This is a genomic window from Cutibacterium namnetense (assembly GCF_001642025.1).
GTDB lineage: Bacteria > Actinomycetota > Actinomycetes > Propionibacteriales > Propionibacteriaceae > Cutibacterium > Cutibacterium namnetense.
On the sequence record NZ_LWHO01000005.1, the window covers coordinates 92431 to 113460 of the forward strand.

Sequence of the window (21030 nt, forward strand, 5' to 3'; positions counted from 1 at the left end):
ATGGGCCCAGAAGTATGGGACAACCTGCTACGAGGTGTCCTTAATCTGCAGTGGCAGAGTCTTGTGATGCTTCTTGCCGGTCTTCTATTGATCTGGCTCGCCATCGTCAAGGAGTATGAACCACTACTCTTACTCCCGATTGGCGCTGGTTGCATTCTGGCAAATATGCCTGTCTCGGCCATGTTGGGCGATCACGGCATGCTGACCACCTTCTACAACATCGGTGTGGCCAACGAGCTGTTCCCGCTCCTAATCTTCATAGGCATCGGTGCTATGACCGATTTTGGGCCTCTCCTCGAAAATCCGAAGATGGTGCTACTCGGCGCCGCAGGACAGTTCGGGATCTTCCTGACCCTCATCCTCGCTATCTTCTTGGGTTTCACGCGCCCCGAGGCGGCCTCAATCGGCATCATCGGAGCCATTGATGGCCCCACATCTATCTACGTCTCAGCCAAACTGGCACCGAACCTTCTAGGCCCCATCACGGTCGCAGCATATTCCTACATGTCCCTCGTTCCGATCATCATGCCCCCGGTGATGAAGCTCCTCACTACAAAGAAGGAACGAACTATCCGCATGCCATACTCCCAGCGCGAGATCAGCAAACGTACCCGCATCATCTTCCCACTAGTGACGACGATCGCAGTGGGCATTCTGGTGCCTTTTGCGCTACCCCTCATTGGTTCACTCATGCTGGGAAATCTTATGCGTGAATCTGCTGTCGTGGAAAGACTCACCGGAGCGTCTCAAAACGAGCTCAACAACGTCGTTACCCTATTTCTCGGGCTTGCTATTGGCTCAACTATGGTCGGCGAACAATTCCTCAAGGTACAGACCCTTATGGTCCTCATTTTAGGGTTGGTGGCATTCATCTTGGACACCGCCACAGGCGTGTGCTTCGGGAAGCTACTCAACGTTTTCTCGCGCGGAAAGTTCAACCCGTTGATCGGGGCCGCCGGCATCAGTGCCTTCCCAATGGCCGCACGAGTGGTTCAGCAACAGGTCACCAAGGAGGACGACGGAAACTTCGTCCTCATGCACGCCATGGGGGCCAATGCCGCCGGGCAGGTGGCCTCTGTCATGGCCGGCGGCGTGGTCCTCGCCCTCATGGGCACCTTCTGATCCAATATCAGATCACGAAATATATCAAGTATTCATAAAAGTCTTATCGCGCTCGATTCACACCCCTTTGATGTGAATCGGAATCACCGTCCATTGGAGACAGCCATGACCGCTCCAGCAATAGTATCCCTCATCGTTGTCGCGGCAATAGTTACTCTATCCTGTTTCCGCGACCTCAACGTCGGCATCCTCGGCGTTGCCGCCGCCTTGGCCCTGGGCGTCGGCATGTTGCACATACCCCTCAAAGAAGTCCAGGCAAACTGGCCAGTCAACATGTTCATGACCCTCGTGGGCGTGACCTTCATGTTCTCTTGTGCCCAGGTCAACGGCACCATGGAGAAAATCACATCCCACGCCGTTCGGCTAGCCAGAGGCAATACCGCACTCATCCCCATCATCATCTATTTCCTCATCGCCGCCATCACCACCGCCGGCCCCGGAAACATCCCCACTGTCGTGCTCATGGCCCCGGTGTGTATGGCCTTAGCCGATCGCATCGGCCTCAACGCCTTCGCCATGACCCTCCTAGTCGTCGGCGCCGCCGATGGCGCCGCGTTCTCCCCCATCGCACCGACTGGCATCATCACGAACAACCTCGTCGAGAAGATGTCGGGCCAGCTAGGCATCACGATGACGACGACCTTTGCGTGGACCATCTACGCGTGGTCGTTCATCGCACAGACCCTCATCAACTTCGGCGGATTCTTCATCTTCGGCGGAGCGAAATGGATGCGAGCCCAGAAATCCGGGAAGGTGTCCATCGACAATCTAGCGCCCAAGCCGGCCCCCATGAATCTCAAGCAATGGGTCACAGTCGCCGCCATAGTCGTGCTCATTGTCATGGTGCTCTTCTTCGGTTGGGATGTTGGAATGACGGCATTCTTCCTTGGAGCCATTTTCGTCATTTTCACGATCGCCGATGACGACGAGGCCGTGAAGAACATGCCATGGGGAGTCATCATCATGGTCGGCGGAATGTCGATGATCATCAGCATCATGGATGCGGCTGGCGGCTTAGCCATCATCACTAAGTCCATCGGCACCATCTCGACTCCGATCACAGCCAATGGCTTCCTGGCCCTATTCAGTGGAATTATCTCGGCCTACTCGAGTTCCTCAGGGGTCGTCCTGCCAATGTTTCTACCGATGGTTCCCGGTATCATCGCGAAGATGGGCGGAGGCGATCCGGCATCCCTGATCACCTCCATCTGTGTAGGGTCCCACCTGGTCGACACTTCACCCCTGTCCCTCTTCGGCGCCCTGTGCCTGGCGACGGCGGCAAGCACGGTCGATAAGCGAAAACTCTTCCGCAACCTTCTCATCTGGGGTCTGTCGATGTCAGTCGTCGGCGGCGTAGTCTGCTTGCTCCTGTTCGGCGTCCTCGGACTTCCGTGATTCCGTCGATTCGAGTGACACACCTGCCACTACGGCCTCACTCCCGTAGTGGCAGGGCTTGAGACTTAGACGTTAAAGCCGATTGCCTGGAGCTGCGCCCGACCATCGTCGGTGATGCGCTCCAGACCCCACGGCGGCAACCATACCCAGTTGATCGTCACGGACTTCACAATCCCCTCCAACACAGTCTGAGTGTCGTATTCCAGCCGATCAGTCAGCGGACAAGTAGGGCTCGTCAACGTCATATTGATAGTGACATTACCCTCGTCATCAATATTGACCCCATACACGAGACCGAGGTCAACAACATTAACCATGAGTTCGGGGTCAATGACGTCCTTCAACGCCTCAATGACATCGTCGACGGTCGGCATAGCCGTCAACGTCACCTCTTGGGCAGGCAACGCATCTTCTTCACTCATCGACTCTCCTCTTTCGTCTCGCTAACATCAGCACCCGAACCAGAACCAACCTTCTCCGCAGAACCCTCAGTCACCTTAAGCAAACTATCCTCTAGAGCCGACCAGCCGAGCATCGCACACTTCACCCGAGCCATGAGCTTGGCAACCCCCTCGAACGCGACGGCATCCTCATAGATATCCTCGTCAAGCTCGACGGTGCCACGCGAGCGCATCATTTTCTGAAAGCCCCGATAAAGCTCCTGCACCTCACCAATAGTCTTACCAATGACAAGATCCGACATCACAGAAGTCGACGCCTGAGAAATCGAACACCCCACAGCGTCATAAGACACGTCACTAATAACATCGCCATCCAGGTGAACCCGCAGCAACAACTCATCCCCACAAGACGGATTAACTTGAGTCACCTCAGCGTCATAGTTCTCACGCAGACCGCTGTGATGCTTCTCCCGGTAGTGGTCCAGGATGATCTGCTGGTACATCTCTTCGACATTCATGCCGCACCTCCGGCGAAGAAGTTCCGAGCGTACTCGACAGATTCGACGAGGCGGTCTACCTCGTCGGTAGTGGAGTACAGGTATGACGACGCACGAAGGGAAGATTGTATTCCCAGTCTCTCGTGCAAAGGCCTGGCGCAGTGGTGTCCACCTCGCACCGCGACACCGTGACCATCCATGATGCTCATCGCGTCGTGCGGATGCACTCCCTCGATGGTGAACGACACCGTTCCGGTACGGGCGGTGGCGTCGATCGGCCCAAGAATGCGCACCCCCTTGACGGTTTGGAGCCCCTCGAGCATCCGAGTAGCCAGCTCATGCTCGTGCTCGGCGATGGCTTCCATTCCGATGCCGTCTAGGTAGTCGGCGGCCACCCCGAGAGCAGCAAGCTGCGCGATCGGCGGAGTACCAGCCTCGAACCGGTGCGGAGGCTCGGCGTAGGTCGACCCTTCCATGCGCACGACCTCGATCATCTCGCCACCGCCGAGGAAGGGCGGCAGCTCGGCGAGCAGATCGTAGCGGCCCCACAGGATACCGATACCGGTGGGGCCACACATCTTATGCCCGGTGAAGGCCACTAAATCAGCGCCCAAGGTCGTCACGTCCACGGGCATCTGAGGCACGGCCTGAGATGCGTCGACGACCATGACGGCCCCAACTAGGTGGGCCTGCTCGGCGATCCTCGCGATGGGGTTAATCGTCCCCAACACATTGGAGGCCAGGGTTAACGAGACAACCTTGGTGCGCTCATTAATGAGCCCCTCCGCCTCGGCCTTGTCAAGATCGAGCCGGCCGTCGGCAGTGATGTCGAACCACCTCAGGGTGGCACCGGTACGCTGACAGACGATCTGCCACGGAACCAGGTTGGAATGGTGCTCCATCACCGAGATAACGACCTCGTCGCCAGGACCGAGGCGCTCACTCAGGGTGTACGCGCACAGGTTAAGGGCTTCGGACGCATTCGACAGAGCCACCACTTCCTCGGGACGCGCCGCCCCAATAAACCGTGCGATGCGTTCCCGCCCGCCCTCATAAGCCTGGGTGGCCGCCAGCCCGAGCTGGTGCATGGCCCGTGCGACGTTGGCATTGTGCCGCGCGTAGTGCTCACCCAGGGCATCAATGACGACCTGAGGTTTCTGAGAAGTATTAGCCGAGTCGAGGTACGTCAACGGGTACTCCCCCACCCTGGTGGACAGGATAGGGAAATCTTTCCTGATCTTCTCGACGTCGTAGCTCATCATCAGCTGTTGGCCTTGGCAGCAGACAGGTACTTCTCATAGCCCTCAGCCTCAAGCTCCTCGCCCAGCTCCGGACCACCGGTGGCGGCGACGCGGCCGTCGACGTAGACGTGAACCTGAGTGGGTTTCACGTAGCGCAGGATGCGGGTGTAGTGGGTGATAAGCATCAAACCGTGAGTTGGATCGGTCATGTAGCGGTTAACGGTGTTGGCAACGACTTTGAGGGCGTCGATATCTAGACCAGAGTCGGTCTCGTCAAGAATGGCGAACTTCGGGTGCAGTAGCTCCAACTGAGCCATCTCGGAACGCTTCTTCTCGCCGCCAGAAAATCCCTCGTTGACAGAACGCTCAGCGAAGTCTGGATCAAGCTCCTGCCGGGTCAAGGCTTCGTTGACCTCCTTGACCCAAGTGCGCAGCTTTGGGGCCTGGCCTTCAATAGCAGTGCGGGCGGTGCGCAGGAAGTTAGCGACGGAGACGCCGGGTACCTCGACCGGGTACTGCATCGACAGGAACAGGCCGGCACGAGCACGCTCGTCGACGGTCATGGCCAGGAGATCTTCACCATCGAGAGTGACGGAACCACCAGTGACGGTGTACTTAGGGTGACCGGCCAGGGTGTATGCCAGGGTCGATTTACCCGAACCGTTCGGGCCCATGATGGCGTGGACCTCTCCGGAATTGATGGTCAGGTCGACTCCCTTAAGGATCTGCTTGGGGCCGGCCTCGGTCTCAACGTCGACGTGAAGGTCATTGATCTGCAGGGTTGCCATGGTGGTTCAGGACTCCTTGGTGATGGGATTGACGACGTCGACGAGAACGTCGTCGCCGTCGATAGTCACGGGGTAGACGGGAAGTGGTTCAGTGGCAGGGAGGCTACGTGGCTCCCCGGTGCGCAAGTCGAAGAAGGAGCCGTGCATGTAGCACTCCAAGCCGCAATCGACGACCTCTCCATCGACCATCGGCACCTCGGCGTGGGTACATATAGCTCCAACGGCGAAGACCTCGCCATTGGTGCGCACCAGGACGACGTCGGTGCCGTCAACCTCGAACTCCTGCGGAGAATTCTCCTTCAGGGCCGAGACAGTAGTGACGACGGGCATCAGTCCTCCTCCACCGAGGTGGAGGATCCGAGGCTCTCGACAAGTTCGGCCTCAATGCGAGCCACAAGCTCCTCAGAAATCTCGGGCACGTCGATCTTGCGGACGATGTCGGTGAAGAAACCGTGCACGACAAGGCGGCGAGCCTCAGCCTCTTCGACACCACGCGACTGCAGGTAAAACAGCTGCTCAGCGTCGAAACGTCCAGTGGAGGCTGAGTGCCCGGCACCGCGAATATTGCCGGTCTGGATCTCCAGGTTTGGTACCGCGTCAGCACGGCAGCCCTCGGTGAGGACGAGATTCTTGTTGGACTCATAGGTGTCGATGTCCTCCGCCACCGGACGGATAAGTACGTCACCGATCCACACTGAGTGCGCATCCTTACCCTGCAAGCAGCCACGGAAGTCCACGTGAGACTCGGTGCTGGGGGCGTCGTGATCAACGAACAACCGGTGCTCGATGTGCTGACCGGCATCGGCGAAGTAGGCGCCGAGCTGGGTCAGGTTGCCGCCGGGACCGCAATAGGAGGCCGTCTGACAGATGCGCACGGCCTTGCCGCCAAAGCTGGCCTGGGCGGTGCGGACAGTGGCGTCGCGACCAATCTCGAACGAGATCTGAGCCCCGTGGATAGCAGCGTCGTCCCATTCCTGGACGAAAAGCACAGTGGCATGTGCACCGTCGCCAATACGGAAGGTCCAGTTCTCACCGAGGTGAGCCACGCCACGATGACGCACAATGACGGTGACTTCGGCATGGTTACCGATCTCGATGACCACGTTGTGATGACAGGGGATATCACTGCTGCGACCGGTGACAACGACCTCAACCGGAGCTTTGAAGGAGGCCTCAGCGGGGATGACAACGTGGCGATTAACGGCGTGGGGGTCAGCGGCAGCCAAGGCCGACAGCCGGTCCTGCGGGGTCTCGGCCAATCCCTTCAACTCGCTCGTGGCCAGCTCGGTGATGGTGATGCCGTCAGCCCCCTGGACGTCAACGTCGATTGCGTTGGCCTCCTGACTTGACTCGAGGGCGACCTCAGACAGAACCGGCGTGAAGGTCTTAATTGGGGTGAACCGCCAGATCTCCTCGCGCCCGGTGGGCATGGGGTGATCAGCGATCTCCCACGATGGGGTGGGGTGCAGATGGGATTCGACGTCGCCTTCGATGGCGACGTTGTGGCCCTTGTGGGGCGCGGCAACTGGTGCGCTCAACGCGGTGTCTCTCTTTCTCGAAAAAGTAGGGTTCGTTGGTGCTGAGGTCGGATCAGCCGACCGCGCCCTCCATCTGCAGTTCGATGAGTCGGTTGAGCTCCAGGGCATACTCCATCGGCAACTCCTTGGCGATGGGCTCGACAAATCCGCGCACGATCATGGCCATCGCCTCCTCCTCGGTCAGACCACGCTGCATGAGGTAGAACAGCTGGTCCTCGCTCACCTTGGAGACAGTGGCCTCGTGAGCCATCGACACCTCGTCAGTACGGATGTCGTTGTAGGGGTAGGTGTCCGACCGCGAGATATCGTCAACGAGCAGGGCGTCACAGCGCACGGCCGAAGACGAGTGGTGGGCATCTTTACCGACGGCAACTAGGCCGCGGTAGGCGGAACGTCCCCCACCCTGCGAGATCGACTTAGAGACGATCGTCGACGAGGTGTAGGAGGCGTTATGGATCATTTTGGCGCCGGTATCCTGGTGCTGGCCCTCAGCAGCAAAAGCAACCGACAGTGCCTCTCCCTTGGCGTGGGGACCCATGAGGTAGCAGGCCGGGTACTTCATGTTGGCCTTAGAACCGATGTTGCCGTCAATCCACTCCATCGTGCCGCCCTCTTCGACATAGGCACGCTGGGTGACGAGGTTGTACACGTTATTCGACCAGTTCTGGATGGTCGTGTAGCGACAGCGAGCGTTCTTCTTGACGATGATCTCGACGACCGCGGCGTGCAGCGAATCCGACTTATAGATCGGGGCGGTGCAGCCCTCGACGTAATGGACGTACGCACCCTCATCGACGATAATCAGGGTCCGCTCGAACTGTCCGAGATTCTCGGTATTCATACGGAAGTAGGCCTGCAGCGGGATAGTGCAGTGGACGCCCTTCGGCACATATATGAAGGAACCACCCGACCACACCGCCGAGTTGAGGGCCGAGAACTTGTTGTCGCCAAGCGGCACAGCGCTGGCAAAGTGCTCGCGGAAGAGCTCCGGCTCCTCCTTGAGTGCAGTATCAGTATCCAGGAAGACGACGCCCTGTTTGCCGAGCTCCTCGTTAATCTTGTGGTAGACCACTTCAGACTCGTACTGGGCCGCAACGCCGGCAACCAGTCGATCCTTCTCGGCCTCCGGGATGCCCAGACGGTCGTAAGTGCTCTTAATATCGGCGGGTAGGTCCTCCCAAGACGCCGCCTGACGCTCCTGAGCGCGCACGAAGTACTTGATCTGGTCGAAGTCGATCGTGCTGATGTCAACACCCCATGTCGGCATCGGCTTGCGCTGGAAAAGCTTGAGGGCCTTAAGACGCATGTCAAGCATCCACTGCGGCTCATGCTTCATAGCCGAGATACCGCGCACCACATCCTCGGACAGTCCGCGCCGGGAAGCAGCGGCGTAAGCGTCAGAGTCATGCCAGCCATATTTGTAGCCGCTCAGGGCAGCCAGGTGTTCGTCCTGGCTGGCACCGGCGCCCGGGAGGCTTGCGGGAGGGTCAACCTGGGTCATGAATGATCCTTTCGGATGGATGGACGCTTGGACGGCTCGGCCAGGGCTCGACGGGTAATCTCAACATCGACGGGAACGTGGGTGGTGCATACCCCATCGCCGTGGGCGATCGTCGCCAACCGCTGGACGTGGGACCCGAGGAGTTCCGAAAACAGCTGGGTTTCAACCTCACATAGCTGCGGAAATACCTTGGCCACTTCGGCCACTGGGCAATTGTGTTGACAGATCTGTTGCCCCGCACCAGCCGGTTGAATGGTGGCCACGTAGCCGTCAGCCGACAAGGCCTCAGCCAGCAATTGAGCTGGGACTTCGTCAGGCCGCGTCTGACGCAGCGCACGGTAACGCGACTCAATGTCATCGACTCGAGCCTTAGCGACCGCGTCGAGGGCAGAAGGGCCTGCTGCATTGGCAAGCTGTCGAAGGGCCGATATCGCCAAGTCGTCGTAAGCGGTGTAATAGTCGGCCCGCCCATGATCGGTCAGGAAGAACACGCGGGAAGGACGACCCCTTCCGCGAGTTCCGAAAACCCTCTTCTCACGGGAATCTACGAGGCCGTGGCTCACAAGAGCGCTGAGATGACGACGCACCGCAGCCGCTGTCAGACCGAGACGATCGGCTAGCTCGCTGGCCGTCGACGGGCCATTGTGCAGGATGGACGACATCACACGATCCCTCGTGGAGTTGTCCGAGATCTCCTGCTTGTGCTCGCCGACGACGTCGCGACCTGCGACGGCCACCTCGGTGTCGGTCGAATTTTTCACAACTCCATTGTTGCCTAAAAGGCGACTGGTGCAAGTAAGTTAACCCTAAGCGAAAACAGCGAACACCACGCCCTCTTAGAGCCCGCCAATCGCCGACGCGCCACCCCCGAGACACGAAGACAGCACAAGCACAACCGGCACTAACCCAGCGCACCCGGCCAAGGCGCGCTCAATCTCACAGCGCACAGCGGGGCAGCAAAACCTCAGATCGACCCCTGGACACCAATGAAAGATTTTGCAAGAATTGCGTCAGCTTGCAAGGCCGTGACAACGAAGTGTCCTTCTCATGCAAGAGCCCTTGCTCGACGATGAGCGTCGAGCTGCCTCGAAAGGTGTAACCCCCATGTCCGACATCACCCGTCGCTCAATGCTCCTGGGAAGCCTCGGTGCTGCTGCCATCAGCGTCCTGTCCGCATGTGGTGGCAACGATTCTCCCTCACCATCCACCTCCTCGACATCAGGTAAAAGCTCCTCCGCAGCTGGAGCCGCCGGATCGATCCTGGTGTGGACCGACTCCAACCGCGAACCCGTTTTGCGCAAAGTTGCCGAACAGTTCAAATCCGATACCGGCGTCACCGTCAAGCTGGCCGTCAAGGACTTTGCCCAAATTCCCGACGACTTCATCACCCAGGTACCCACCGGCAAGGGCCCCGACGCCACCATCGCCGCCCACGACGCCACCGGGCGCATGGTCCAAAATGGCGTTGTCGCTCCCCTGGAGCTCGGTGATACCTCCGCTTACCAAGACGTTGCCGTCCAGGCTTTCACCGTCAACGGCAAAATCTACGGTGTCCCGTACGCCACTGAAAACATTGCCCTGGTTCGCAATACCACATTCGCCAAGAACGCTCCGAAGACCTTCAACGAGATGATCGATATGGGCAAGAATTCCGGGGCCAAGTACCCCTTTCTTGTCGGCTTGGATCCCAAACAGTCCGATCCGTACCACCTGTACCCATTCCAAGCCTCTTTCGGGGCTCCAGTCTTTAGGCTCAAGGACAACGGATTCGATTCCAGCAAGGTTGCCATGGGCGGTGCCAATGGCGATAAGTTTGCGTCCTGGCTAGCCGATCAGGGCAAGAGCAAGAACTTCAACCTGAATATTTCCCAGGACATCTCAAAAGATCTGTTCGCAAAAGGCCAGGCAGCATTCATCCTCACCGGGCCCTGGAACCTCGACAGTTTCAAGAAGGCCAACATCAAGTACGAGATCAGCGACATCCCCTCGGCCGGCGATCAGTCCGCCACACCGTTCGTCGGCGTCCAAGGATTCTGGATGAGCGCCAAGACCAAGAACGCGGTCGCCACCCAAAAATTCCTCGTCGAGTACATAGGAAACCCGGACGTCCAGGCCGAGCTATTCAAAGTAGGAAACCGTCCGCCAGCCAACAAGCAGGCCTTTGAAAAGGCCGAGGCCGATAAAGACGTCGCCGCATTCGGTATTGTCGGTCAGAAAGCCGTCCCGATGCCGAACATCCCGGCCATGGGCTCAGTGTGGGCCGACTGGGGCGTTGCTCAGGCTGAAATCATTAGCGGCAAGGCTTCTGACCCAAAGGCTATCTGGGACAAGATGGTCAAGGCTATCGACGAAAAGATCATGAAGGGCTGATAGCAGATATCGGGGGCGTACGCCATCGTGCGCTCCACCCTCCCAACGCCAAGGACGGCGTTTCCCCTGACCCCGTGAAACTGGAGAGCCCCACATCATGTCGCCATCGTCAACCACCAACCACGAGGTGCGAGAAAAGCGTATCGCCGCAGCAAGTGGTAAATACTGCGGGTCATTGGGAGCCTGGATCATCAAGATTGCCTTGCTCAGCATCCTCGACGCCATCGCCGTCTACGGCGTTATGACCGCCATTGCCCACGGTTCGGCCCTGATGGCCGTCGGCATCGCTGCTATCGCCGTCATCGTCACCGTCATTTACTTACCGCCCAACCGGATGTTGCCCGCCAAGTATCTGGCCCCGGGCATCATCTTCATGCTCATCTTCTCAGTGGGCGTGATGGCTTACACGATCTACGTGGGTTTCACGAACTATGGCGACGGCCACAACGGCAGCCGCGACGATGCCATCGCCGCCATCCAACGCAACAACCAGGAACGCGTCCCCAATGCTCCGGTCTATCACTCGAGCGTCGCCGAAAAGGACGGCAAGCTGGCCCTGGTCGTCGTTGACCCCGGCACCAGGAGGGTGCAGGCTGGCACCCCAGATCAGCCTCTGAAGCCGGTCAAGGGAGCTGAGCTTAACTCTTTGGGCACGATCAAGGATCTTCCGGGCTACCGCCTCCTCCCCTTCTCCGAGGTGTCCCAACGCAGTAACGAGATATCTCAGCTGCAAGTTCCCGTCTCCAAAGACTCTTCAGCCCGATACATCCGCACCACCACCGGCTCACAGGCCTTCGAGTTCACCTCGACGATGACCTACAACAAGGCGGCCGGAACGATGACCGATAACAAGGGCACCGTCTACAAAGACAATGGACGTGGCAATTTCGTGTCAGCCTCCGGCAAAGCGCTAGAACCAGGCTGGAAAGTCACCGTCGGGTTCTCTAATTTCAAGAAGGCTCTCACCGACCACGAGGTACGAGGGCCATTCCTGCGTGTAACCGCGTGGACGTTCGCATTCGCGGTGCTTTCGGTACTCACCACCTTCGCTCTCGGCCTAGCCCTGGCCCTGTTGTTCAACGACACGACCATGCGAGGACAAAAGATCTACCGAATACTCATCCTGCTGCCCTACGCCTTCCCGGGCTTCCTGTCAGCTCTGGTGTGGTCGGGCATGTTCAATCAACAGTTTGGCTTCATCAACCAGGTATTACTGGGCGGGGCGTCGGTCCCGTGGCTGACTGATCCTTGGATTGCTAAGGCGGCCGTTCTCATCGTCAACCTATGGCTGGGCTTCCCCTACATGTTCATCGTCTCGACGGGTGCCCTGCAGTCCATCCCGGCCGACATTCTGGAAGCTTCCCGGATCGACGGCGCGAGCACCTGGCGAACCTTTACGAAGATCAAGCTTCCGCTGCTCATGGTGCCGCTGGCCCCGCTACTCATCAGCTCCTTCGCCTTCGGCTTCAATAACCTCGTCCTCATCTACATGCTGACCCTCGGTGGTCCCCGGTTTACCGACACCAGCCTCGACGTCGGCGCTACCGACATCCTTATCTCTATGGTGTACAAGGTTGCCTTCTCGGAAGCTGGGCGCGACTACGGCCTAGCGAGCGCGTTCTCCGTCATCATCTTCATCATTGTCGGCGTGATCTCCTGGCTCGGGTTCCGCCAGACCAAGTCCCTTGAGGAGATTAACTAATGAGCACCGCAACAGTGACCTCTGCGATCAGAGGTGCCAACCGCCCGACCTCGTTTTCCAAACGGCTCAACTCACAGTGGTGGCGTCACCTCCTCGGCATCGTCGCCGTAGTCTTCGCGGCCTTCCCACTGGTCTACGTCCTCTCGGCTTCCCTCGCACCGGGTGGCACCCTGACTGGTTCAAACAAGCTGTTCTCCCAGATCGATTTCTCGAACTACTCCAGGCTTCTGAGTGACCCGGTGCGTCCCTATGGGCAGTGGTACCTCAACACCCTCGTCATCGCCGCTGTCACCGCCGCGCTAACAGTCTTCTTGGGAGCCCTTGCCTCCTACAGCTTCTCTCGAATGCGCTTCAAGGGACGCCGTGGCGGGCTGCTGAGCCTCATGCTGATACAGATGTTCCCGCAGCTATTGACGGTAGTCGCCATTTTCCTGCTGCTCACCTGGCTCGGTGACATCTACCCGGTGTTAGGCGTTGGGTCAAGAATGGCCCTCATCATGGTCTACTTGGGTGGCGCTCTGGGAGCCAATACCTACCTCATGTACGGATTCTTCAATACCGTGCCGCAATCCCTCGACGAGGCAGCACGAGTGGACGGCGCCGGCCATGCCCGCATTTTCTTTACCCTCATCCTGCCATTAGTAGCCCCGATTCTGGCGGTCGTCGGTTTGCTGAGCTTCATTGGCTCCTTCACTGAGTATGTCGTGGCCTCGGTAATCCTCGGCGCCGATCCGCACACCTCCACCCTGGCCATCGGCTTGTATCAGTACGTGTCCACCGAGACCAGTTCCAACTGGGGTGTCTTCGCAGCCGGCGCTGTCCTGGCCGCCCTACCCCCGATGGTGCTGTTCCTGTGGCTACAGAAGTACATTGTCTCCGGCCTAACCGGCGGGGCCGTCAAATAACGCTGCCACGTTACCGAGAAGAGGAACTATGAGCGGACCAACCTTGGCCGACATCGCCGACCAGGCGGGCGTGAGCCAGGCCACCGTCTCGCGAGTCCTAAACGACAAGCCGGGAGTATCGGGCTCCACCCGGCAATGTGTCCTTACCGCTCTCGACGTCCTGGGGTATCAACGCCCCACCCATCTCAAGCCCGTCAGCACCGGCCTGGTAGGACTCATCGTCCCTGAACTCACTAATCCAGTCTTCGCGAGCCACGCCCAAGCCGTTGAGACCCTGCTCGCGAGGGAGGGGTACGCCACAGCAGTGTGCACCCAAGCCCCCGGCGGCATGCGCGAGGACGACTACATCAGGGTGCTGCGATCGTGTCAGGTCGCCGGGATCATCGTTATATCCGGGTCTCACGCCGACACCACGGCGGATATCTCTACCTACCACGAACTGATTGCTGTCGGACTGCCGTTAGTCCTTATCAACGGCTACTCCCCCAGCATTGCAGTTCCCCAGATCAGTGACGACGATATGGCTGCCATGGACCAGGCCGTTGCACACCTGGTTGGGTTAGGTCACCAGCACCTGGGCCTGGCCGTCGGCCCACGCCGATACGTTCCAGTGCAACGCAAGGAGCAAGCTCTGCGGACTGCCATGAATCGTCGGCTCGACGGACGTGGCAGGGTCACCGTCAGCAATACGGTCTTCTCTGTTGACGGCGGGGCTCGTGCCGCCGTTGACCTGCTCGGCCAAGGGGTCAGCGCCATCATCTGCGGCTCCGATCTGATGGCCTTGGGAGCGATTCGCGCCGCTCGAGCACAGGGACTGTCGGTTCCTCGCGATGTATCAGTGATTGGGTGCGACGACTCGGCCCTCATGAGGTACACCGATCCCCCACTGACGAGTCTTCGTCAAGACGTTGAGCTCATTTCCACGATGGCGGTCCAATCCCTCATGGGGCTAATTCGCGGCGACACCGCCTTTCTCGGTGAACGTCTGGTGCGACCCGAACTCGTCATCCGGGCCACGACGGCGCCAGTCCGAGTGCCGACTGCGAATCCCTCTTGAGGGCCGCAGCCACCGAGCCGCGCTGCGCCTATGAGCGATAGCAGCTCCGTCGGGTGACATTCTGCACATCGCGACTCTGAGTGCTGACAAGGGGGCCGCCACGTCATACGGTTAGAAGTAAGGCCTGCACTAATGCAGGTGCACGACAGCTCTCAGGGAAGAGACAGAATCGTGAACACGATTAACAAGGGGATTTGCCCCATGAAACGCCTACTTGGCGGTGCACTGCCCGTACTTCTCACCACCCTCGCGCTAGCTGGATGTGGCTCCGGCGGGGCGACCAAGGCAGGAGGTGGCGGCGAAGCTAATCTGAAACTGCCCCCTCTCAATGAGCAAGTCGGAAACGTCTCCGGAACCGCCCTGTTATGGATCGGATTGGTGATTTGCCTGTTCGGTTTGGGATTCGGCCTAGTGACGTATTCCAAGCTACAAAAGTTGCCCGTCCACGAGGCGATGCATGAGGTTTCTGAGCTTATTTACGAGACCTGTAAGACCTACCTTAAACAGCAGGCCAAGTTCCTCATGCTGCTATGGGCTTTCATCGCTGCAGTTATCGTCGTGTACTTCCTGTTCCTCGAGCACATGGGTGCCAAGGTGCTCATCATCTTGATGTTTAGCCTGGTCGGCATGGCGGGATCATTCGGAGTCGCCTGGTACGGCATTCGCGTCAACACTTTCGCAAACTCCCGTACTGCCCATGCGTCACTACGCGGCTCCCCATGGGAGACCTTCGACATCCCCATGCGTTCTGGCATGAGCATCGGTATGGTCCTCATCAGCGTCGAGTTGACCCTCATGCTCTTCATCATGCTGGTGCTGCCCGGCGACCTCGCTGGTCCGTGCTTCATCGGATTCGCGATCGGCGAGTCCCTCGGCGCGGCCTGCCTGCGTATCGCTGGCGGTATCTTCACCAAGATCGCCGATGTCGGTGCCGACCTCATGAAGATCGCCTTCCACATCAAGGAAGATGATGCCCGTAACCCCGGTGTTATCGCTGACTGCACCGGTGACAATGCCGGTGACTCAGTCGGCCCATCCGCCGATGGATTTGAGACTTACGGCGTCACTGGCGTAGCCCTCATCACCTTCGTACTGGGAGCTGTTCCGGATCAGACGGAGCAGGTCCAATTGCTGGTGTGGATCTTCGTCGTCCGTGTGGTCATGCTCATCGCGTCGTTCGTCTCCTACCTCATCAACAACGCCGTCACGAAAGCCCGCTACGGCACGGTGTCGGAGATGGATTTTGAAAAGCCGCTGAGTTCCCTGGTGTGGATTACCTCGGTAATGTCGATCCTGCTGACGGTCCTGACCACCTGGTGGATGCTGGGTTCAATGGGAGACGGAACCATGTGGTGGAAGCTGTCCATCATCATTTCTTGCGGCACTCTGGCCGGTGCCCTTATCCCAGAGCTCGTCAAGGCCTTTACCTCGACGAATTCCCGTCACGTGCGTGAGGTCGTGACGAGTGCCCGTGAGGGAGGTGCCTCCCTCGACATCCTGTCTGGTTTGGTCGCCGGCAACTTCTCCGGATTCTGGTTGGGCATCATCATCGTCACCCTCATGGGCGCATCGTTCCTCGTCTCGGGTGCCGGTTCGGGCCTGGGCGATATGGGAGCTATGAGTGAGGTCAAGTGGGCAGTCTTCGCCTTCGGTCTCGTCGCCTTTGGTTTCCTCGGTATGGGTGCGGTAACGATCGCTGTCGACTCCTACGGTCCGGTGACCGATAACGCCCAGAGCGTCTACGAGCTGTCAACGATCGAGGAGATCCCCAACGTCTCCGACGAACTCGAGAAGCACTACGGATTCACCCCGAGGTGGGACATTGCCAAGCACATCTTGGAAGCTCAAGATGGCGCTGGCAACACCTTCAAAGCCACCGCCAAGCCGGTGCTCATCGGTACTGCTGTGGTCGGCGCGACCACGATGATCTTCTCAATCATCATGATGCTCACCGAGGGCTTATCAAATGCTGCCGAGGTCAACAAGCTTGGCCTGACCCACGCCCCATTCCTGCTCGGCCTCATCACCGGCGGCGCCGTCATCTACTGGTTCTCTGGAGCCTCGATGCAGGCTGTCACGACTGGCGCCTACCGAGCCGTCGAGTTCATCAAAAACAATATGCAGCTCGACGAGAAAGCCACCAAGGCCTCCAGTAAAGATTCCAAGAAGGTCGTCCAGATCTGCACCGAATACGCTCAGAAGGGCATGCTTAACATCTTCCTGGGTGTGTTCTTCGCAGCCCTCGGGTTCGCCTTCGTCGATCCGTATTTCTTCATCGGGTACCTGATCTCGATTGCCATCTTCGGCCTTTACCAAGCCATCTTCATGGCCAACGCCGGCGGCGCTTGGGACAACGCGAAGAAAATCGTTGAGGTGGACTTGGATGCCAAAGGCACTGAGCTGCACGACGCCTCGGTGGTCGGTGACACCGTCGGTGATCCGTTCAAGGACACCTCATCGGTGGCCCTTAACCCAGTCATTAAGTTCACGACCCTCTTTGGCCTGCTAGCCGTGGAGCTAGCAGCGTCGATTGGCGCAGGTCTGCTGACCTACATCCTCGCTACGGTGTTCATCCTCGTCGCTTGCTTCTTCGTCTACCGCTCCTTCTATGGCATGCGAATTGACTCGACGAAGGGCCCCGATGAGTTCGGCATCGTTGCTAAGGAGGCTGGCAGCAGGTTGTGATCGGCAGCAGGGTTCTACACTGGCCGTCGTGCCAGAAAACCCTTTGCCTCTGGACCCTCACACTTCAACAGAAGCCCTACTTCTCGAGGAGGTGAGGGTCACCTTTGGTCGTATCACTGCCCTTGATGGATTGAGCCTGACCGCCGCCACCGGCGCTATCACCGCTGTACTGGGCCCCAATGGTGCTGGTAAGACGACGATGATGCGCTGCTGCACATCTCTCGTCTCCCCCGACTCCGGACGCATCGACGTGCTCGGTCACGCCCCGGGCAGCCCCGAAGCCGCCGCTGCCACCGGGCTCATGCCTCAGAGCGCCGGCGCCTGGAGCGGCATCCGAGCCGGCGAGCTACTGCACTACATGGCCGGTCTGCACGCCAATCCCATCGACCCGGACCTTCTCATCGAAGCGCTCGCCATTACCTCGTTCGCGCGCACCACCTATCGACGCCTCTCCGGCGGCCAGCAGCAAGCCGTCAACCTCGCCGCTGCCCTGGTAGGCCGCCCCACACTGGTATTCCTCGATGAACCGACCTCGGGGATGGATCCTCACGCCCGGCACCATACTTGGGACATCGTTGAGCAAATGCGTCACGATGGGGTCTCCGTGGTACTCACTACCCATAACATGGACGAGGCCCAGCGGCTGGCCGATCACGTCTGGATCGTCGATCGCGGCAAGGTCGCAACCCACGGCACCGTGCCAGAACTCACCGCTGAGTCAAGTTTGGAAGATGTGTTCCTCACTCACACCAGTGACCGCGCCGCAGGGAGGAACTGACATGACGACACTCAATTTCCGTCCCGCACCTCAGGCCGCACCGGCTGCTGCACGCGTACGTAACCACGCCGTCACGGAGGTGCGTCTGGTGATGCGCAACGGGGAGCAGCTGCTGCTGGCCCTCGTCATTCCCATCGGGATTATCGTTGCCGGACGCTTCCTTGGTGATCGGGTCGGACTGACGATGGACGCCTTGGCACCCTCAGTATTGGTTCTCGCCATCTGGTCGACATGTTTCACTTCCCAGGCGATCATGACCGGCTTTGAGCGTCGTTACGGAGTGCTCGAACGATTGTCCGCAACTCCGTTGGGTCGGTCGGGTCTGCTGGCTGGCAAGGCGATGACTTATTCCGTTATCAGCCTCGCTCAGGTGATACTGCTTGCCATCGTTTCCTTGGCGCTGGGTTGGTGCCCCCATGGGTCCACCCTGGCTTGGCTACCAGCCCTGATGAGCGTCGTGCTCGCCATGCTGGCATTTGGGCTCGCGGCACTGGCAATGGCTGGCTCTCTTAAAGCTGAGGTCACTCTCGGATTGGCAAACTTGGTATACATCGTCGGTCTGGTTGCTGGGGCCGTAGTGTGGCCGCTGGCGGATTACCCGAAAGCCATTCGCCCCGTCATTGCTGCCCTGCCTACCGCTGCCCTCGGAGAATCATTGCGTGCCTGGGGGCTTGGACAAACCCTGTGGTGGCCGCTAGCAAGCCTGGTGGTCTGGGTGGTTCTGCTCGGACTGTTGGCACGGAAGGTGTTCACGTGGATCTCATGACTGCCCGGGATCGTCGCCTGTACGGCTGGTGCCTCGCAGTCCTCGTTACCAACATGGGCATCGTCGTAACTGGTGCGGTGGTGCGTCTGACCGGATCGGGTCTGGGATGCAGCACCTGGCCCCACTGCACCGCTGGATCGTTCACCCCGCACGCGGCGATGGGAATCCATTCCTTCGTTGAGTTCGGCAACCGGCTCCTGACCTTCGTGCTTATCGCGGTGGCTATTGGCGCTCTCGTGCGCTGCTATCGGGTCAGGGTCAAAGCCCAACTGTTGGCTCTCTCCTGGATCAACCTGGTCTCAATCGCCCTACAGGCCGTCATCGGTGGCATTTCAGTGCGGGTGGGCCTCAATCCCTTCGTGGTGGCCCTACATCTGCTGCTGTCGGTGGCGATAATCCTTGTCAACGTCAAGATGATCTGGCTAGCCGGTTCCCATTCCAGTGAGCCCGTTGACGGACTGACGATGGGTTTAGTGCGAGCCACGGTGGCGATGATGTGTGCAGTCATGTGGCTGGGAACGATAGTGACGGGATCGGGGCCCAACGCCGGTGACTCGGGCTCAGCTCGCACTGGGTTCAACATTGAAACCGTCGCACGACTGCACGGCATCTTGGTGTGGATCACGGTAGCCCTGACGATCGCCTGCTTGGTCATCGCCACCACCCGTCAGCTAGCCATGATGCGTCGCTGGAGCATTATTTTGGTGGCCGTGGAGATCTACCAGGCGATCATCGGATACTCGCAGTATTTCGCCCACCTTAACCCGTGGCTAGTTATTTGGCATATGGTAGGCGTCTCCTTAACAGCAGCGGCAATCGGAGCCTTGTGGTGCAGTGTGCGTCCTACTCCCTCTCCGGTTCTGGCTAGCGCTCAGACACCGGTGCGCGGCAAACCGGTGGGGCGTGACGAGACATCCCGGTGAGGAGAAGAGGGGGCCGCGATAGCCCGAAGAGATGTGTCAGGACTTGGCTTTCTAGCAGTCGGCCTCCCGGAAGGCGCAGACAAGCACACAGAGTTCAACCACCCGATCGGGATGGTGGAGTATCGAATCCCATCACGTTCCCACAGCACGCCCAATGCTCCGTCGGACTGCACCGCTATGGTGGTGTATCCGACTTCGCCGGGCATGTAGGTCTGGTGCCTGGCCCATGTTCGTCCGTCATCACAGGAAACCGACAGGGTACCGTTCACCCGTTGCGTGGCATTGCGGGCATTAGTGAATAACAGGATCCTGGCTTTCGCCGATCCGGCCCCGGCCTGGGGATAGGCCCGAATGATTTGGGCGTTGTTGGTGGGGTCGATGAGGTCATCGACCAGCCTCACTGGCCCCCAGGTTCGGCCACCGTCGTGGGAATAGGCCACCTTGCGCCGGCCGGAACGGGCTGCATCCCTGGAATTGAGCATGAGGGTGCCGTCGGACAGTTCCACCACCTTGTTCTCATCCATCATTCGGCCCACCGGGTTTCCGGCATGCCAGGTGAGACCGTGATCATCAGAATAGATCGACTGGGCCTGTTGGCCGACACTGTTGCGCACCGTCATCTGGGCGATGAGGCGCCCGGCATGGGGGCCGTGTAGCAACACGATGCCCTGCCCCGATGCCACGAACCGTGTTCGAGTGGTGGGATCCGGGGTGATCTCGCGCGTGATGTCCCGATGAGTCCAGGTGTGTCCGTTATCGGTCGACGTGGAGACCTCGGTGTGCAGCACATTACGATCCGCCGGGTCCGTGCCTACCTCTGATGTGGCGAACCCCCTGTCGTAGGACTTCACGTGAAAATTGAGGATGTGACCCGTGGCTGGATCGACGAGATAGGAAGGATCGGAGTATCCCACCTTCTGGAGGCCCGGACTCCCGGCATGGATGACAGTTTGGGGACCCCACGTCCTGCCGTTGTCGCGGGAGCGGCGCTGCACGATGGAATTGGGATTGGGCGCATCGGCGGCGCTACCCGGCCGCAGATCGTAGGAGGCCAGCAAATCACCGTTCGAAGCGATCGTCAGGGCCGGGATACGATAAAAGACACCAGCCGGATTCTCATTGACGGCCAAATCTACGATAGGGCCCAGAGCGTTGTCGGATGCCATGGCCGGGGCCGTCATCAAGGACGTCCCGGTGATAGCCGTGATCCCCGTAACGGCCAAGGTCCCCGCGATGGCCAATACGCTCAGTTTCTTGGTGCTGGTCATGCCATGCTCCTTTGCATGTGGTGTTGACGCGTCCTACTGCCCGTTGCGGTAGGGGTCAAATTGATATGCTAAAGGACCGCAAGGACGCCTGCC

19 protein-coding genes and 1 pseudogene are annotated in these 21030 nt (G+C 59.3%); 10 read left to right on the plus strand and 10 right to left on the minus strand.

The features are described 5' to 3' along the window. Together A5483_RS07400 and A5483_RS07405 are read left to right on the plus strand one after the other, a co-directional pair. On the plus strand, positions 1 to 1122 hold the full coding sequence (locus A5483_RS07400) for a sodium ion-translocating decarboxylase subunit beta (protein WP_063811413.1): 1122 nt from the start codon (positions 1 to 3) through the stop codon (positions 1120 to 1122). Between the two features lie 105 nt (positions 1123 to 1227). Beyond that, positions 1228 to 2517, plus strand: a complete 1290-nt coding sequence (locus A5483_RS07405) for an SLC13 family permease (RefSeq protein ID WP_063811414.1) — start codon at positions 1228 to 1230, stop codon at positions 2515 to 2517. A gap of 65 nt (positions 2518 to 2582) precedes the next feature. On the opposite strand, the gene A5483_RS07410 is transcribed toward A5483_RS07405, so the two are convergent. From A5483_RS07410 to A5483_RS11405, 9 genes and pseudogenes are all read right to left on the minus strand, one after another. After that, positions 2583 to 2939, minus strand: a complete 357-nt coding sequence (locus A5483_RS07410; protein WP_063811415.1) for a metal-sulfur cluster assembly factor — start codon at positions 2937 to 2939, stop codon at positions 2583 to 2585. After that, positions 2936 to 3436: a Fe-S cluster assembly sulfur transfer protein SufU gene (sufU, locus tag A5483_RS07415; RefSeq protein ID WP_002549997.1), complete on the minus strand. Its 501-nt coding sequence runs from the start codon at positions 3434 to 3436 to the stop codon at positions 2936 to 2938. The genes A5483_RS07410 and sufU overlap by 4 nt, the downstream gene beginning before the upstream one ends. Next, positions 3433 to 4674, minus strand: a complete 1242-nt coding sequence (locus A5483_RS07420) for an aminotransferase class V-fold PLP-dependent enzyme (RefSeq protein ID WP_042843145.1) — start codon at positions 4672 to 4674, stop codon at positions 3433 to 3435. The genes sufU and A5483_RS07420 overlap by 4 nt, the downstream gene beginning before the upstream one ends. 2 nt (positions 4675 to 4676) lie before the next feature. Then, entirely contained in the window at positions 4677 to 5444 is a 768-nt protein-coding gene (sufC, locus tag A5483_RS07425) for a Fe-S cluster assembly ATPase SufC (RefSeq protein WP_063811416.1), read from the minus strand. Positions 5445 to 5450: 6 nt separating this feature from the next. After that, a complete protein-coding gene (locus A5483_RS07430) occupies positions 5451 to 5774 on the minus strand; it encodes a non-heme iron oxygenase ferredoxin subunit (protein ID WP_002550050.1) in 324 nt (107 codons plus the stop codon). Next, positions 5774 to 6874 (minus strand): Fe-S cluster assembly protein SufD, encoded by a 1101-nt coding sequence (gene sufD / locus A5483_RS07435; RefSeq protein WP_042843146.1) that lies wholly within the window; start codon positions 6872 to 6874, stop codon positions 5774 to 5776. Before sufD ends, A5483_RS07430 begins: the two co-directional genes overlap by 1 nt. A 160-nt stretch (positions 6875 to 7034) precedes the next feature. After that, entirely contained in the window at positions 7035 to 8483 is a 1449-nt protein-coding gene (gene sufB / locus A5483_RS07440) for a Fe-S cluster assembly protein SufB (RefSeq protein WP_063811417.1), read from the minus strand. Next, on the minus strand, positions 8480 to 9244 hold the full coding sequence (locus A5483_RS07445; RefSeq protein WP_002550005.1) for a helix-turn-helix transcriptional regulator: 765 nt from the start codon (positions 9242 to 9244) through the stop codon (positions 8480 to 8482). Before A5483_RS07445 ends, sufB begins: the two co-directional genes overlap by 4 nt. 203 nt (positions 9245 to 9447) lie before the next feature. Then, a pseudogene (locus A5483_RS11405) lies at positions 9448 to 9763 on the minus strand (hypothetical protein). On the opposite strand from A5483_RS11405, the gene A5483_RS07450 reads away from it, so the two are divergent. The 8 genes from A5483_RS07450 (at position 9747) to A5483_RS07485 (ending at position 19669) form a co-directional block, all read left to right on the plus strand. Beyond that, complete coding sequence (locus A5483_RS07450; protein WP_042843147.1) at positions 9747 to 10853, plus strand: sugar ABC transporter substrate-binding protein; 1107 nt, start codon at positions 9747 to 9749, stop codon at positions 10851 to 10853. The pseudogene A5483_RS11405 and the gene A5483_RS07450 overlap by 17 nt on opposite strands. A gap of 97 nt (positions 10854 to 10950) precedes the next feature. Then, positions 10951 to 12555, plus strand: a complete 1605-nt coding sequence (locus A5483_RS07455; RefSeq protein WP_063811418.1) for an ABC transporter permease subunit — start codon at positions 10951 to 10953, stop codon at positions 12553 to 12555. Further along, positions 12555 to 13460 (plus strand): sugar ABC transporter permease, encoded by a 906-nt coding sequence (locus tag A5483_RS07460; protein WP_002549986.1) that lies wholly within the window; start codon positions 12555 to 12557, stop codon positions 13458 to 13460. The genes A5483_RS07455 and A5483_RS07460 overlap by 1 nt, the downstream gene beginning before the upstream one ends. Before the next feature lie 28 nt (positions 13461 to 13488). Further along, entirely contained in the window at positions 13489 to 14517 is a 1029-nt protein-coding gene (locus A5483_RS07465; protein ID WP_063811419.1) for a LacI family DNA-binding transcriptional regulator, read from the plus strand. A gap of 201 nt (positions 14518 to 14718) precedes the next feature. Continuing rightward, entirely contained in the window at positions 14719 to 17202 is a 2484-nt protein-coding gene (locus A5483_RS07470; RefSeq protein WP_063811420.1) for a sodium-translocating pyrophosphatase, read from the plus strand. Positions 17203 to 17245: 43 nt separating this feature from the next. Further along, positions 17246 to 17980, plus strand: coding sequence for an ABC transporter ATP-binding protein (locus tag A5483_RS07475; RefSeq protein WP_063811446.1), 735 nt, complete (start codon positions 17246 to 17248; stop codon positions 17978 to 17980). Continuing rightward, positions 17955 to 18746, plus strand: coding sequence for an ABC transporter permease (locus A5483_RS07480; RefSeq protein WP_193790457.1), 792 nt, complete (start codon positions 17955 to 17957; stop codon positions 18744 to 18746). The genes A5483_RS07475 and A5483_RS07480 overlap by 26 nt, the downstream gene beginning before the upstream one ends. Beyond that, complete coding sequence (locus tag A5483_RS07485; RefSeq protein ID WP_063811447.1) at positions 18743 to 19669, plus strand: COX15/CtaA family protein; 927 nt, start codon at positions 18743 to 18745, stop codon at positions 19667 to 19669. Before A5483_RS07480 ends, A5483_RS07485 begins: the two co-directional genes overlap by 4 nt. Here A5483_RS07485 and A5483_RS07490 read toward each other — a convergent pair. Beyond that, positions 19618 to 20937 (minus strand): sialidase family protein, encoded by a 1320-nt coding sequence (locus A5483_RS07490; protein ID WP_063811422.1) that lies wholly within the window; start codon positions 20935 to 20937, stop codon positions 19618 to 19620. The genes A5483_RS07485 and A5483_RS07490 overlap by 52 nt on opposite strands. Positions 20938 to 21030: the final 93 nt, after the last annotated feature.

Bases quoted from the DNA above. Each gene is read 5' to 3' on its own strand.
- A5483_RS07400 (WP_063811413.1), top strand. From the start codon at position 1: ATGGGCCCAGAAGTATGGGACAACCTGCTACGAGGTGTCCTTAATCTG.
- A5483_RS07405 (WP_063811414.1), top strand. From the start codon at position 1,228: ATGACCGCTCCAGCAATAGTATCCCTCATCGTTGTCGCGGCAATAGTT.
- A5483_RS07410 (WP_063811415.1), bottom strand. From the start codon at position 2,939: ATGAGTGAAGAAGATGCGTTGCCTGCCCAAGAGGTGACGTTGACGGCT.
- sufU (WP_002549997.1), bottom strand. From the start codon at position 3,436: ATGAATGTCGAAGAGATGTACCAGCAGATCATCCTGGACCACTACCGG.
- A5483_RS07420 (WP_042843145.1), bottom strand. From the start codon at position 4,674: ATGAGCTACGACGTCGAGAAGATCAGGAAAGATTTCCCTATCCTGTCC.
- sufC (WP_063811416.1), bottom strand. From the start codon at position 5,444: ATGGCAACCCTGCAGATCAATGACCTTCACGTCGACGTTGAGACCGAG.
- A5483_RS07430 (WP_002550050.1), bottom strand. From the start codon at position 5,774: ATGCCCGTCGTCACTACTGTCTCGGCCCTGAAGGAGAATTCTCCGCAG.
- sufD (WP_042843146.1), bottom strand. From the start codon at position 6,874: ATGCCCACCGGGCGCGAGGAGATCTGGCGGTTCACCCCAATTAAGACC.
- sufB (WP_063811417.1), bottom strand. From the start codon at position 8,483: ATGACCCAGGTTGACCCTCCCGCAAGCCTCCCGGGCGCCGGTGCCAGC.
- A5483_RS07455 (WP_063811418.1), top strand. From the start codon at position 10,951: ATGTCGCCATCGTCAACCACCAACCACGAGGTGCGAGAAAAGCGTATC.
- A5483_RS07460 (WP_002549986.1), top strand. From the start codon at position 12,555: ATGAGCACCGCAACAGTGACCTCTGCGATCAGAGGTGCCAACCGCCCG.
- A5483_RS07465 (WP_063811419.1), top strand. From the start codon at position 13,489: ATGAGCGGACCAACCTTGGCCGACATCGCCGACCAGGCGGGCGTGAGC.
- A5483_RS07470 (WP_063811420.1), top strand. From the start codon at position 14,719: ATGAAACGCCTACTTGGCGGTGCACTGCCCGTACTTCTCACCACCCTC.
- A5483_RS07485 (WP_063811447.1), top strand. From the start codon at position 18,743: ATGACTGCCCGGGATCGTCGCCTGTACGGCTGGTGCCTCGCAGTCCTC.
- A5483_RS07490 (WP_063811422.1), bottom strand. From the start codon at position 20,937: ATGACCAGCACCAAGAAACTGAGCGTATTGGCCATCGCGGGGACCTTG.